The organism is Vibrio sp. D173a, assembly GCF_030248475.1.
On sequence record NZ_JAHGAH010000171.1, the window covers coordinates 1 to 13,866 of the forward strand.

Annotated in this window: 11 protein-coding genes and 3 pseudogenes; 3 read left to right on the forward strand and 11 right to left on the reverse strand. The window is 44.6% G+C overall.

What is annotated here, in order from left to right; genetic code table 11:
- Window positions 1-122 (forward strand): annotated as a pseudogene (locus tag KIV40_RS17260) (IS5/IS1182 family transposase); the annotation flags it as partial.
- Window positions 123-260: 138 nt separating this feature from the next.
- Here KIV40_RS17260 and KIV40_RS17265 read toward each other — a convergent pair.
- Window positions 261-413 (reverse strand): annotated as a pseudogene (locus KIV40_RS17265) (VOC family protein); the annotation flags it as partial.
- A 125-nt stretch (window positions 414-538) separates the two neighbouring features.
- On the opposite strand from KIV40_RS17265, the gene KIV40_RS17270 reads away from it, so the two are divergent.
- Window positions 539-925 carry a DUF2541 family protein gene (locus KIV40_RS17270; protein ID WP_005429145.1) on the forward strand — a complete coding sequence of 129 codons (387 nt, stop codon included), beginning with the start codon at window positions 539-541 and terminating at the stop codon, window positions 923-925.
- A gap of 115 nt (window positions 926-1,040) precedes the next feature.
- Here the strand turns inward: KIV40_RS17270 and KIV40_RS17275 are convergent, their stop codons facing one another.
- From KIV40_RS17275 to KIV40_RS17320, 9 genes and pseudogenes are all read right to left on the reverse strand, one after another.
- Window positions 1,041-2,033 (reverse strand): OmpA family protein, encoded by a 993-nt coding sequence (locus KIV40_RS17275; protein WP_285350432.1) that lies wholly within the window; start codon window positions 2,031-2,033, stop codon window positions 1,041-1,043.
- An 11-nt stretch (window positions 2,034-2,044) separates the two neighbouring features.
- Window positions 2,045-3,085, reverse strand: a complete 1,041-nt coding sequence (locus tag KIV40_RS17280; protein ID WP_285350434.1) for an adhesin — start codon at window positions 3,083-3,085, stop codon at window positions 2,045-2,047.
- Window positions 3,085-3,840 (reverse strand): molecular chaperone, encoded by a 756-nt coding sequence (locus tag KIV40_RS17285; protein WP_285350435.1) that lies wholly within the window; start codon window positions 3,838-3,840, stop codon window positions 3,085-3,087. The genes KIV40_RS17280 and KIV40_RS17285 overlap by 1 nt, the downstream gene beginning before the upstream one ends.
- 13 nt (window positions 3,841-3,853) lie before the next feature.
- A pseudogene (locus KIV40_RS17295) lies at window positions 3,854-6,322 on the reverse strand (fimbria/pilus outer membrane usher protein).
- 68 nt (window positions 6,323-6,390) lie between these two features.
- Window positions 6,391-6,924, reverse strand: a complete 534-nt coding sequence (locus tag KIV40_RS17300; RefSeq protein WP_285350437.1) for a fimbrial protein — start codon at window positions 6,922-6,924, stop codon at window positions 6,391-6,393.
- Window positions 6,925-7,256: 332 nt separating this feature from the next.
- Complete coding sequence (locus KIV40_RS17305) at window positions 7,257-7,991, reverse strand: helix-turn-helix transcriptional regulator (RefSeq protein ID WP_285350438.1); 735 nt, start codon at window positions 7,989-7,991, stop codon at window positions 7,257-7,259.
- Between the two features lie 391 nt (window positions 7,992-8,382).
- Entirely contained in the window at window positions 8,383-8,697 is a 315-nt protein-coding gene (locus KIV40_RS17310; protein ID WP_306431842.1) for a tyrosine-type recombinase/integrase, read from the reverse strand.
- A 27-nt stretch (window positions 8,698-8,724) separates the two neighbouring features.
- The gene (locus KIV40_RS17315) at window positions 8,725-9,183 is read right to left on the reverse strand and encodes a tyrosine-type recombinase/integrase (RefSeq protein ID WP_285350439.1); all 459 of its coding nucleotides are present in this window, start codon (window positions 9,181-9,183) and stop codon (window positions 8,725-8,727) included.
- A gap of 527 nt (window positions 9,184-9,710) precedes the next feature.
- Window positions 9,711-10,139 (reverse strand): Spy/CpxP family protein refolding chaperone, encoded by a 429-nt coding sequence (locus KIV40_RS17320; protein ID WP_050908981.1) that lies wholly within the window; start codon window positions 10,137-10,139, stop codon window positions 9,711-9,713.
- Between the two features lie 206 nt (window positions 10,140-10,345).
- On the opposite strand from KIV40_RS17320, the gene KIV40_RS17325 reads away from it, so the two are divergent.
- Complete coding sequence (locus KIV40_RS17325) at window positions 10,346-10,672, forward strand: 2Fe-2S iron-sulfur cluster-binding protein (protein WP_285350442.1); 327 nt, start codon at window positions 10,346-10,348, stop codon at window positions 10,670-10,672.
- Between the two features lie 63 nt (window positions 10,673-10,735).
- Here the strand turns inward: KIV40_RS17325 and KIV40_RS17330 are convergent, their stop codons facing one another.
- Complete coding sequence (locus KIV40_RS17330) at window positions 10,736-13,486, reverse strand: M16 family metallopeptidase (RefSeq protein WP_285350443.1); 2,751 nt, start codon at window positions 13,484-13,486, stop codon at window positions 10,736-10,738.
- Window positions 13,487-13,866: the final 380 nt, after the last annotated feature.

The following is a 13,866-nucleotide window of genomic DNA, read 5'->3' on the forward strand; positions in this document are numbered from 1 at the left end:
TGTTAGGTGGGAAACTCAGCCTCCGACATTACAACGCTCAGGTTGGCGAGACTTACGCAATGATTAAAGCGCTGAACAAGCTTACAGGACTTGGTATGCCTGAAACTCAGCGCATTGTCTAAAAGTCACTCAACTTTGGGCGGCTTAGTTTCTCGTCTGAATTACGCAACAAAGCCGACAAAATAGAGAATGTGCGCAGATTATTTTATGTATTTATGACGATTTAAAAGGACAACATCATGCCCCCAACTACCCAATCATCACTTACTGGAGTGAAGGGCAAATAGGTTGCCCTCTGTATCAAACGCCAATGCGATAAAGCCATAATCCCCTATCGACATCTTTGGCGATTGAATGCTACCAACTGCGGCTAACACCCGTGATTCTTCTACCGCACAATCTTCACAAGAAAAATTCTCACATTTATGCAATCAAAGTCAGCGGAGTGTGAAATTTCATTCACAAGAAAAAATATTGCTAGCTGTTTTTCATTTCTCTCGACTATGATTCGCGCTCCTGTGTTTTTGTGATTATTTGAATGAAAATTTATACCGCTATTATCACGGCAGCATTGGCTGCAACAACACTTATCGCTCCTGCACATGCAGACGATAAATTTACTTTAGGTCGTACTATCTTGCTTGAGCACGGTAACCTAGCTGCAAAAATCCCGATGGTGATTTGCCGCAACACTAACGCGATCAAAGTAAAAGCAGAGAAAGACCTAGAATTAAGAAAGGTCGTTGTACGCTTCCAAAACGGTGATGAGAAAACCATTCGCTTCCACCGTGATTTGAAGAAAGACAAGATGACAGATTGGCGTTACTTTGGTTACCGCCGCTGTGTGAAAAACATCGAAGTTTACGGTAACTCTGAAGGCTCTAAAGCGGGCGTTCGCGTTTACGGTAAAGAAAAGAACGATTAATCGTTACGAGATTCAAAAGGGATGAAAACCAACCTCATCCTTACCGAATACAAAAAATCCCTCGCCGATTGGTGAGGGATTTTTATTTGTGGTTAGAGTGCTCTTGCTGTCGTTATTACGGTGAAACCAATTCGGTTCCGTTCACCATCACTTCCACTTTCCGCGCGTCTTGTTCACTGCGCTCTTGTTCGATGACAGACGTCTCAAGACGAATGTTCTCCGCTTTCACGCCATGTAAAATCAAGAAGTCAGCGACCACTTTCGCTCGCTCTGCTGCTAAACGTGTATTGTGCTCCAAATACGCAGGCTTACTATCGGCTCCTCCAGTTACCACTACTTCATAACTTTCCAGTTCAGCAATGCGACTTGCCATTTGCATCAGTTGCGTTTCCATTTGCAGATTCAATGACGCGTCATCGTAGCTGTATACCGGACTGTTCTCAGCGAGAATCACGGTCTGCTCTTCAGGTGCGTCTTCTATGTGCTCGATTGGTTGAGGGTCGTAGCTGCTGCTTGACCATGGATGCAACACCAGAGACAAATTCACTTGACGCAACTGCTTGGTGTCTTTCTTGTCATAGTTCTGATCGAGCACACTCACATTGAATAAATTGTCGAATTGGACAGAAACATCAATAAACTCACTCAGAGCATAGTAACCGCCCACCGATAGATACGGTGCCACGCCGCTTGTTTCTGTCGGTGAGTCCAACTGTGGTTTATCCATGTCTGCGTTGTAGACGTAGCCACCCACACCAGCAAATAACCCGCCATCGCGCCATAATGACCATTTGTGTTTGGCGAGAATATCCAAGCCTTTCATGTCAAAGCCATTGCCGTCCGATAAGCTGCGATAAGCTATCTCATAATCTAAAGGTTCTGTCGTGATACCCAAACTGTATTTCAAACTGGTGATGTTGTTATCGTGTTTGTACTTTTCGTCCTGAAACTGGGCAAGCCCTCCTCCTATTTGAAAGTACAAACCATTTGATACCAAGGTATCGATTACGCCTTTCTCAGGTTCCTCGGCTTGCTGAGCCTCTTGGGCAAAAGCCGGAGGAAGCGCGAATACAGACAGCGCGAGCAAAATCGTATTTTTGTAATTCACAAGCCTTCCCCCTATAAGTAAGAAACGGTATACACCACCATTCCTTCAAATTTCCCTTTCTTGATATTGTCAGGGTCAAAAGGCACCAGTTTGGCAAGATAACGATCATAGCCGACTTGCTCTACTTCATAGCCATCACCGACAGGCTCATTAAGTTGCACCTCTTCGCCACTTGGGGTGTACAGCTTGATGCCGAAGGATGTGATTTCAGTGCCGCTTTCATCAAAGACAGGGATATAAGATTTGTTGTTCAGATCACGAACGTTATCAAAATAGCCACGCAGCTTAACGGATGGGCAATCGGCTCCGTACTTTAAGTTGCGAACGATAATAGTGAGAGGAGGAGGCTCGGTTTGCACAATATCGTCTACGCCAATGCGCCCGTAGTCGATGTTATTGTTCTTGATCTCCAGCTCAACCAAACATTTAGAAGATTCAAGAATATTCATGTTCTCAATCCTGCTGAAATAGTTCGCGTACTTTCCGTTATAGCCCAATTGCCCATCTACCTGAAAGATGTTGACTGGGGAGCTATAGCCGTTGAAATTACCCGGCCCAGTAACAATAATCGGTTGGTACGTGATGATTCTGGTTGTACTAGTTCGTGATTCACAAGACCTAGGATTCTCGCCTTCAAAGCATCTCGGCACAATAAAGCCTGGGATAGCCATTTTCTGACCGTAAATATCTTGGCCGTTATAACGAAAGCCAATCCTAATGCCATCAATGAAAGGCACGGACTCACCGCCCGTTTTGCCAGGCCAGAAGAACACTTGCTCTTGGAGATGAGCCAGACCACCGTAATTCGTCGCATCTTTATAACAAGTAATACTCACCTTTTGAGACGGGCCACGCCATACCACTTGCCCATCAGGGGCATCAATGGGTACCGATGCAGAAGGGTCAATGTAGAAACGGCTTACACCGCCAGGACCCCTACCACCAAATTGACCACCGGCTTCTGTGCTATAGCAGGCTAACGCCCACGCATTGGGAGCAATTGAAAGACCCGTAACGAGCAAACAAAGTGTCAGAAATAACGCTCTCATCATTACCCCTCACTTTCGTCTTTGGCTGTACAGATATCTTGCGAGTTGCAGTAGAAAGTGTTCGTTACTTTAGCGCCATAATCATTGATATGGCTTAGTTCGTATCGGTCGCTTTTTTCTACTTTCAACGTTCTGCTGGTAAACGGCGCTAGCATCACGGGTTTAAATCCCGCGGCTTTGCTCGATTTGCCCACCAGCAACTCCGAGTAGGTCACATAAAATGGCGAGCCGTTTTCTAAGACGATTTTATTACTGCCTTTTCGCTTAATTTTGGTCGCGCTAGCTACCGCTTTATCAACACGCTTAATTTTGTTCAGACTCGCTGGTCGGTAGAAGAACTTGATCACCGATTCAATCGCAATTTGGATAGAACCAGTGGCCGTGTCGGCTTTTTCATCAGCACTTTTCTCATCCACAGAAGGTGGCACCTCACGAACATGTAAGAAGTAAACCGTCTCTCTGTCTTGAGGTAATTGAGAGGCAGTAGGTAACGACTTGATGCGCAATATGGCGTAATCTTTACTCTCGATCCTTAACACTGGTGGGACAACGATGAATTTGTCCTCTAAATCCTTACCATCCATGTCCGTCAACCAAGATTGCGCCAAGAATGGAATGTCGGCAGGGTTTTTAATTCTTACCGTTTCCACCTTCGAGTCGCCTTCATAAATAACACGAGTTCGGTCTAGAGCCAATGCAGCATTCGCCGATGCTGAGACCATCAAACAACACAGGATGGCCAAAATTGAATTTTTCATAATTTCTCAACTACTAATTAGTTACACAATGAACGGAACGGATGACTTCTTGACTATTCAGAATAGAGTCATCAATGACTAAGTGACAGCTTTGGTTATCCCCCCAACTCACACTGATCTGTGAATCGAGATTGACGCCGACCAGATAAGCCGTTGAGTCTTGCCCAACAATGCCGATCTCTTGAGCAAGTTCGTCATCAAACACCAAGGCACCAAATGGAATCTCTTGTTCGCTTAGCAAGCGCGCCATAAAGTTACTGCCATGACGTGCTTTAATTTTTTGATAGCCAATCGCTCCTTCGGTCAGCACCATGCTTTTCACGCTTCCAAGCACCTCAACATCATCAGGCAGTGATGTGTAATCGATGGTGTTGTAGCTCTTTTGATAAGGTGTCACACCGTTAATCAACGCCAAGCCAAACGCATTGGTTTTTTCGTTGTTGCTGCCGTTAATGGTGACGTTTGGTACATTCGAATCGATAAGAATGCGCGACGTGCCTGAGTTAAGTGAGCCATACGCCAAACCATGTTTTGAAAGCAACACCGTGCCAAACGCGTTGGCATTCACTTGGCTGTATGAATTGGTTTTGTAGCTGCCACCGACAGAAGTCGACATGAACGAGAAGTCGCGTCTGTAGTTACCACTTACGCCGTTGGATTCACCTTCATAAACATCGTAAGCAACGCGATAGTTCGAACCGTCAACGTTGTTGTAGCCCTAGTAAGCAAGACTTTGAGAGTAGTCTCCACGTCGAGAGTTGGTTTGTACTGAGACAGAGTTACTGCCACCAATAGGGATAGAAATTCCCAGCGACCAACCTTTTTCATCGATACTCGGCGAGTACTCATTAATACCCGACTCGTAGCCGTAGGTCAGGTAAGAGTCGTTTGACTGGTAGAGATTCATCGTCAAGTACAAGTCGATCCCGTTGATCTTCAACGGATGCGATATATTGATGTCGTAACGAGAACTGTCACGGCGATCGTCCCAGTAATTATTTGAGGAGTAAGAAACGTACGCACTGGTTGAACCAAAACTTTGAGTCAGCGCGATGTACTTTTCATCTTTACGGTTGTTGTTCGCGGCATAGATGATGGACGAAGTGTGGTCATCATAGGTCCTTAAATATTCATCAAATTCGTAGTACTTCTCTTCGGAAAAACGGTAACCAGCCACACGCAAACCCAAGCCGAAATCGGTCAAGGTGTTGTTGTAGGTAAAGCCATAAGACAAGCCAGATGCATCACTGTCATCACCCAACTTGGCTTGCGAAGTAGAGATATCGAAGGAAGCTGCGCCCAAGTAATTTAGGTTGATACCACTACCAATGGTGTAAGATTGATAATCTTCAGACAGCAATGTCGCAGAGAACAGCGACAGGTAGTTGTTCACACCATAGGACGCTTCTGCAGAAAAGAACTCTGGCGTGATCTCGTAAGAGTCACTGACCGGCACACCCGCAGAAAGGCTGTAGCGTAGGTGATTTGGTCGCGTCAGATACGTGACGTCCGCACCGTTCACTTGGTAGCGTTGAATCGTACCGTCAGCCTGTTTGACTTCAACATCCAACGTACCTTTAGAGGCTTGTGAGAGATCATCTATCAGATACGGGCCTGCATTTACGTTCACAACTTTAAGCACATTGCCTTGCTGACGAATAGTGATCACAGCATTGGTGTTGACCGTGCCAGAAACCACCGGAGAGTAGCCACGCAAGTTCGATGGCAACATTTGATCATCGCTTTGCAGGCGTACGCCCGTCATCTGGAACGAGTCGTAAACGTCCGAACCAAACTGAGTATTACCAAACGTCAACTTAGACTTAATGCTGCGGATCGGCGCATAGCCAAACAGTGAGGTGAATTCACCCGAATAGTTGTTGGAAGCTTGATAGTTTGCTTGGAAGCGAAACGCTCCAGCATTTAGCCCCACAGTGCCATAGGTGGATAGATCATCATTCCAACCGTTTTCATCGTCTTGTTGGCTAGAAAAGTAGTTAACGTTGTAATCCAGATAGAGCGCGGCAATACCATCATCCCACAAACGATCTGGGACAAAGCCGTATTTGTACTCATTGGCGATGTATTCTTGAGGCGTGGTGATCTCTAAGCGAGCTTTACCAAGATCCGATGCCACCTTGGTATAGCCAACTTCTTCAAGTTGGTAGCATACTGCGTTACCGACTGATGTCGCGTTTCCTTTATAGATTTTATACCCTCGTTCGCTTAGAGGAAGACTGTCCATTAATGCATCTGAGATGCAGGGCTTATTGTTATTAAAAACAATATTTTCTTTGGTTAAGAACTCTCCATTAATATAAACCTCTAGCTCATATTTACCGTCTTCCACAAAGTTCGCATTCGAAAACTTGCTTAAATCGACACTATTTTCACTTCTTATAAAATAATTATTGAAGCTGGCCGCGTAAGAAAAAGAAGGAAAGGAAAGTACAATTATTAAACCGAGTAAATGACGACGCATTTTATCAACCAGTGTTTTTTATTAGAATGAGAGCTTTGGCAAAATGCCAAAGCTCTCTCAGCAACCGCTTATTGGTAAGTCACGCGTAATAGCGCCCATGATTCTGCAACACCAGCAGTTACAGGCGTTGCTGTCACGTCTACGTTCGCTTCATATGCCGCAGAGAAAGACGCGATGTTTGTGCCGTCGCTCAGTACGTTGCTTGCCGCTACGTCACCGTTGTTGATTGGGTTACCATCGTGAAGGATACGCACACCAATGCCCGTCGCACCGCCTTCTACGCTGAACAGATCACCGGTTGTATCTGGGTTAGAAGCGAAAGTGAATTGCGCTGTTGTTGCCACACTCGTATCACAATCAGTCAACTTCACTTGGAAAGGCACTGGCGTAGAGCGATCACCTTTCGCCTTAAAGATGTGTGTAGGCTGCTGACCAAGTTGGATCGTCTGGTCAATGCTGTCTGGAGATAGACCACATGCTGATTCTACGATTTCACCTTTAAAGTAAACGTTAGTCGTGTTTTCTGCCAAAGCAGGTGTTGCAGACATTAGTCCAAAAAGAAAAGTTGCTGCGATTGATGAGCGAATGAATTTAGCTTTCATTTTTAATCCCGTGTTTTTTAGCGAATAAATGCAAATAAGAAATCATTATTTCCTATATGTGCAATTTGGTTTTTAATTAATATGCGGATGGAATAATATTATTTCCAACTCGATGTGTTTGTATAAAGATACAAACTTGATGATTTTTGGTTAGCGTGAAATATACTTAAATCTAAACCATTAATTTCTCCCTAGGCTGATCGCTCCTTTTCATCAAGAAATTAAGGTATTCTTGTCATGAGCCTATAATTTATTTATCTGTTCCCTTTCACATTCATCCAATTAAACGTTTACTCGAAGATAGTTATTACTCAGTATCTACTCCGTGAAAATTAAGCGTTGTTTGAGTGGTTCCAAGAGCGGAGTGTTAATAGCTCGCCTAAGACGTAATCTGCCCCCGCAGAAAACACTCCTGTTTTTGCACTCACCTCTTCCAACTGAAGAACCCTGGCTTTTTTGAGCGCCTTCTTCTCTGGTGCCACCATCAAAAAAAGCCGAGCTCGACTCGCGTACAAAAGCTCAATTAAGCGCTCTATTGAAGAGAGTAACGCCGAGTAGGTAAGGCTCTCTGAATGCATGAGAATGAATGCATCCCCTTCCACTCGATAGGTGATGGACGCCAAGGCACACCCAGCCACTGACCATTGCTCTGTGAGCTCTCTGCCACTTAAAAACCGCTCATATTCGGTGATAGCGCAAAGTTGCTTTAAAAACTGACGCCCACTGCCCTTTTCATTCAAACGCCGCCACTTTCCATTTCCCTCAGGAAGATGAACCAAACCGTAGTTTCCATAGCGAAAACGTTCAAACCTTTTTATCAATTGAGGTTTGTTAGGAAAGCAGCATGATTTGAGTTCATCTACACTGTTTTCAAGCACTCTTAGAATTTGAACCATATGCTCTGCCGTTGGTTGTACCTTCTCGCTCTCCCAGCGAGATAATGCGTTAACATCCAAACCGACAAACAAGGAGAAAGGGAAATGACGTAACCGTTCAACTAACTCTCTCTGTGACCACCCTCTGCGTTTTCGTGTGATTCGAAGGTGTTGAGAAAAGTTCGTCTCCACCTTTACCTCCAAATGCCTTAATTGACTTATTAATCAAGCAGTTAAATAGGCATGCAAAAGTTAGGCAATATGGACATGCCCTGTACGTTTGAAGTTCACGAAAGATAGAATATGCCCCAAGTTAGTTGAGGTCATCTTCCTGAAAAATAAAAGGAAAGACTCAAAAAAGCATTTTGATTCAATGGTAAAGAACGAATACCGTATTGCGGAAGCGTTTTGCTAATAGCAATCAGTTTTCTATAGAAAACGAATGGATTGCCATAGAAATACCCAATAAATGGGTGTGAAAAATCCCCCCTAATTGTGAGAGTTTAAGGTGCAAGGCACTAGAAATCCTGAGGTCGCTCTGGCTTCCTCAATATATAAGGTGGGTAAATGGTTTTGCGATTAGCTAAGCAAAGAAGTAGTCAAACAGCCGCAATTGTGCCCGCCTAGTATCTTCATCGGATATGCCTATGTACCTCAGTGTGGTTGAGACCGATTGATGCCCAATGATGGTAGCAACCAAACCGATGTCCATATCACTGGAATGATAAAGGTGACGAGCAAAGATTTTACGTAAGCTATGACACCCAATTTTGTGTTGACGTAACTCCTCAATGCAGCAAGATAAGCACGAGAATACGCGCCAACAAGCTTGCCTTGAGATAACGCCACGTTGCCTTTTAGCTCGGTTACTGGCTAATGTCGCCCGTGAAAAAATCAGGCCGCTGTCCTTGCCCTGCCATAACTTTCAACGCTTTTTCAGCGCGGTCAAGGTTCGTGAACTCAGATAAGCCACTCGCTTTTTGACCGGTGCGCTCTTTGTCGCTTCTTCTAATCTCACTTCAATACTGTGCTTCCAGCTGCGAGGGACCAGATCAACGATGTTGCGGTAATCACAAACGTAAACAGACAACAGCTTCGCATGGTCACGTTTGTAATAGTTGAGCAATTCATTTTTGACGCTTTTCAGTACTTTATGACGCGCTCTAGCTTGACGAGCAAGTGTCCCTTTACTCTCAATTACTGTCACTTCATCAGATTCAAAATTAATATTGTCGTAGCTCAGCTTGGTGATATCGGTAATTCGTAATCCCGTTTCAATGCCTATTCGCCATATCAGCCAATAAACTTCGTCATGATGACGCTTAAGGTATTTTTCTGCTTTCTTTACAACGCGCTTATCGCTAATTGCTTGCACAGTACTCATGCATATACCTTCCGTTATAATCATTTACATTTAAAATATAGACCAAGCAAACATAAGCACCCCAAATAAGAACTGTACCTAATAACATGTTCTCAATAAAAACGATGGGGTATATTTCTCTAATAACACAAATTAACAATGGCTCGCCGAATGCCATCCCATTTGTATTCACTCTAACGACTATATCAACTCGTTTTCAATTACTCACAATGGTGGTTTGATGGCTAAATCCATAATTTAGTTTGATAAATGATCTAATTTGCTAACGATACTGAATTTTTTATCAAAAAGATGGCGGTTTATTTGGTGATATGAACGGCATTTCGGTGACGCAGTTGGTGTATTTTTGTGATCAAGCGCAAAGAGGAAGGTTATGGAAGGAAGGCCACAATGCCTTGCATAACAATAGTAGAACAGTTGAGCCCTTCACTTTGTTTGCAGGATGAGCTGAAGCTGATTCACTTTCCATTAAAAAAGACTCCCATTAGGGAGCCTTGGTTTAAATAGGGGGAAATAAAAATCTGTGTTTACTGAGCGTCTTTTTGCAGTGCTTCAAATTTCTTCAGTTGCTCTTGCTGACGCTTTTCTAACGTCGCTTTCTGCTCTGCTGTCAGTACGTTGTAGATATCGTGCTGTGCTTTCAATTGCGCCAATTGTGTATCAAGCTGTTTTGCATGTGCTTGTTTGATCAGCTTCGTCGCTTTCACTTCATCAAATGATGATGCTTTCACTAACTTCTCAAATTGCTTCGCGCTCTCTTGAACCGCTTTAGGATCTTGATTACCCGCCAGCTCGCTGCTCAGTTTGATTTGAATCTCTTCGATTTTCGCTTGTTGTTCAGTCGTGATGCTTTCTAGACCAAATGGCTTTGGTGCCGCAGGCTGCGCTGGTACAGATTCTGCGAATACATTTGCGCTGCTTAGGAGTAGAATTGTCGACAATAGGTAGCGTTTCATTGGGGGAACCTTTTTCACTTCAATTTGGAGTTAGGTGAGACCGAGGCGATACCACATGGTTTCCTACATCGAATCAATATGAGACTTTCGTTCACAAAACTGAGTAAGTTAAAAATTGAATGGAACTTCAAAACCATTGAGTGATGGCTTCGTCTTTTTCCGACGATTGACGTCTTAGTCATTGTTTAACTTGAATCTAAACGCTTATGTTTACTTTTACACCAGCAATCATCGAGATTGATACCCATAAAATCACTCTGTCACCTGAGGACCAAAATTTGGTTGAAGTCGCACGTAAGGCCAAAGTGAATATCGCTGCACCTTGCTTAAAGAACCATCGTAAACACGGATGCTGCCATGCTTGCAAAGTCGAAGTGGATGGGAAGCCACGTTACGCCTGTAAGGTAAAACCGAAATCGGGGATGAAGGTGGTGGTGCGTCGCCCTGATCTCGATACGGCGCGAAAAGAGGCGATAAAAGCCTACAAGCAGCAAATCAAAACGGGCGAAACTACGCCTTGTCAGTGTGGCTAAAGGTACGTTTCTATTGCCAATTCGGAAACAAAAAGGGCGACCATTGAGTCGCCCTTTTGCTGATTATTGTTTTGGATTGAGGATAATGGTGGTGCGTTTCGCTTTGCTGCCGAACGCTTGAAGTGCTTTGGCTTGCACTTCTTTCAGCGTCACACTTTGCGCAGCTTTATCAACATCTAGCAACACATCTAATCCGTAGTCGTGCACTAAATAACGAGTATATGCCCAGCTGCGTTGCCCCGGATTGTCATCCATGTCCTTCATAGAAACAGAAAGCTGTTTCGCGGCAATATCGACTTCTTGTTGCGTGATGTTTTTCGCTAACGCATCGAAGATCTTGTCTAACTGTGCATCCATCTTACTGACGTCTCTAGGATCGATTTGCGATTCAAAGAACCAATCTGAAACCTGCTCTCTGTCTTGCGTAATCGGATAAATACTCGGGCTGTAATCCAAGCTTGCTTCTTCACGCAATTGATCTGTTACTCGTGCTGCCGCAATGCGTTGCAACATGTCCTCGATCACCGTATCACGCGCGGTTCTTGGTGACTCGTGCTTGTTAGTTAAACGCAGCAAGTACAACGACGACGGCTCATTCCCTTCCGCCATCACTAAGCGGCTTTTAGCGTTAGGTTGAAACGCGACATGATAATCCACCGCCGCCCCTGTTCTGAGGTCAATGGATGCCACGTACTTGCGCAGCAATGGTGTAATTTGTTCTGGCTCAACATCCGCCAAAATCACCATTTTAAAGCCACGATTCACCTTAAATAACGCATCATGCACGGCAAATACTTGCTCTTTGGTTACCTCATCCGCGCCATGAGTTAATAGCAAGCGGTGGCGACTGTTAGGTAAGTAGGCATTTTCATTCGCCGCTTTAACCCATTTACCCATTGGTGATTCAAAGAACGAGCGACGTTGCTGCACATACTCACGCTTCACCGCGTCGAGTTGGCGCTCATCGACTTTAATTTGCGTTGCCACGTTGTACAAACCGTTCATCGCACTGGCTAGGTGCGCTTTGGGCGCTATAACCTCTATACCATGATTCGTCGGCCCCAGAATCGGGAACAGTGAAATGTCGTTTTTGCGTAAGTAACTATCCAGCTCTGCGCCTGAGAAATCGCCTAGGCCACTACGTGCTGCTGACATTGTCGCCACTTCAAAAGCAGGATAGAGCGATTTATCAAGTGCCGCTTTACCACCTTGGCTCACTAAATATACGTATGCACGGTTAGCGGCTTTTTCATCTTTTTGGAACCAAACTTCAATGCCATTTGAGAGGGTGTAAACTTGGAACCCACCCTTCTCTTCACGCACGTTAATAATGTCACCTTCTTGGCTCGGCTGAATAAAGCCATCTGTCTTAGCGTACATTACCAACGGCTTTTCACCAGCTTGTGCATAAGCGGCGCTGAGCAATGCAAACTCACCAGCGAATTGCTGCTTACTTTCCGTTTTACCCAAACCAATCACAAAGTTAGCTGGCTCAGCAAGCAAATCTTCAAGAGCTTGGTTGGCATGGCTAAGATCATTGTCTTTCACAAAACTCGTCAGGCTTTGCTTGTAACCGTCTTTTGATTGGAACACCGAATCGCGCTCCAGTTGGAATACGCGCGCTTCTGCGTAACCTGCTGGCTTACGTTTCGCCCAATCTGAGTCGAGGTTGTTCAGCTCGCCGTACCAACTCGACATTACGTTCTCAAGCTCTTGTTGCGTGACACCATAATCACGCAAAGACGTCAGTGTATTGAGGAAAATTTGCTGGATGTTGTCACGACGTTCCGGTGCAAACGAGACACCTGCCGACATCATGCGGTGATAATTAGACGAGTAAGGCTGTGCATATACGTATTGGAAAGATTCAGCGGCGTTATTAAACACCGTCAGCAAACGTTGTTGAATAAGCTGAGCGCTCAGTTCATCTTGCCACGCAGCATGTTGCTGCTGCACCGTTTGTCGTGTGACAGAGTCTCGGTCGATGATCAGATGTAAGCTTGGCGACTCCATCTGGCTACTTGGCAGAATACGGTTAGCGTTGTTCACTCGTATATCACGACGATTTTCGAGCTCGATATCAGAGGTGCTTTCCCAGTTAGAGAACTTTTTCTCGATGATCTTGGTGATCGACTCAACATCGACATTACCGGTAATGATCAACTCGGCATACTGCGGTTGATACCACTTGTCATAAAACGTTTTTAACGCCGGAGAGGTGGTATTTTCAATTGAGCTGCGCGTGCCAATTGGATCGTGATCTGCATAAGGCGTCCCCTCAATAGAAGCTTGATAAGCATTGAATGCTAACGCTTTATCATCAGGACGAGAGCGTCGCCACTCCCCTAGAATCACCCCTTTCTCTTTTTCTACCTGCGTTGGGTCAAACTCAATACCATCACTGATGTCACGCATCCACGTAAGCGCTTCATCTAATTTACTTGGGTTGGCAAGGTCGAGCTTATAAGTCGTCTGCTGGTAAGTGGTGGTAGCATTAATGTCAGCCCCAAAACTGCCACCAGATGCTTCAAACAACTTCACCACATCATTGCCAGAAAAGTGCGTACTGCCGTTAAATGCCATGTGTTCGACAAAGTGTGCATAGCCTTTTTGGTTGGCGTCTTCTTGGAACGAACCAACGTTCATCATCAAACGTACTGAAACTTCCTCATCTTGAGTTGGGTAGATGTGGTATTTCGTCCCATTGGCAAGCTGGTCGACCGTCCAATTTGGATCGGCTTGGAGAGGTGTAGATTGAGGAGTCAGAGCACACCCTGACAGCAATAAGGCGGGGAATAACAACGTGCTACGCATAACTATCGTCTCTAATAAAGATTAATTGAGGCAATATATCGGTCACGTCATATGCTTGATATTTAATATGAAATATACGCCCGAATAGTAAGATCTCCATCACACCTTATAAAAATAAGAATTATTTACAAAGCGTTAGGGAGCGCCTTTCTTTTAAACAAGTTAGCGCAAAAAGACAAAGCACTGTGTTGAATATTTGCGCATGAACATCAGTACCACTCAAATACGCGACATAGATCTTAATTTATACCCGTGATCATTGAAGTTGCTTGATTTTCAATAGAATCAGGATCATGCTACGCATAATGAAAATTACACTGACTCCTCAACAGAAACTACAACTCGAACAAACACACGTTCCGACTCGTGATGGTCGAGTG

Excerpts from the sequence above, each read along its gene's own strand:
- KIV40_RS17320 (WP_050908981.1), bottom strand. The coding sequence starts at position 10,139 with ATGAAACGCTACCTATTGTCGACAATTCTACTCCTAAGCAGCGCAAAT.
- KIV40_RS17330 (WP_285350443.1), bottom strand. The coding sequence starts at position 13,486 with ATGCGTAGCACGTTGTTATTCCCCGCCTTATTGCTGTCAGGGTGTGCT.
- KIV40_RS17280 (WP_285350434.1), bottom strand. The coding sequence starts at position 3,085 with ATGATGAGAGCGTTATTTCTGACACTTTGTTTGCTCGTTACGGGTCTT.
- KIV40_RS17300 (WP_285350437.1), bottom strand. The coding sequence starts at position 6,924 with ATGAAAGCTAAATTCATTCGCTCATCAATCGCAGCAACTTTTCTTTTT.
- KIV40_RS17270 (WP_005429145.1), top strand. The coding sequence starts at position 539 with ATGAAAATTTATACCGCTATTATCACGGCAGCATTGGCTGCAACAACA.
- KIV40_RS17315 (WP_285350439.1), bottom strand. The coding sequence starts at position 9,183 with ATGAGTACTGTGCAAGCAATTAGCGATAAGCGCGTTGTAAAGAAAGCA.
- KIV40_RS17325 (WP_285350442.1), top strand. The coding sequence starts at position 10,346 with ATGTTTACTTTTACACCAGCAATCATCGAGATTGATACCCATAAAATC.
- KIV40_RS17285 (WP_285350435.1), bottom strand. The coding sequence starts at position 3,840 with ATGAAAAATTCAATTTTGGCCATCCTGTGTTGTTTGATGGTCTCAGCA.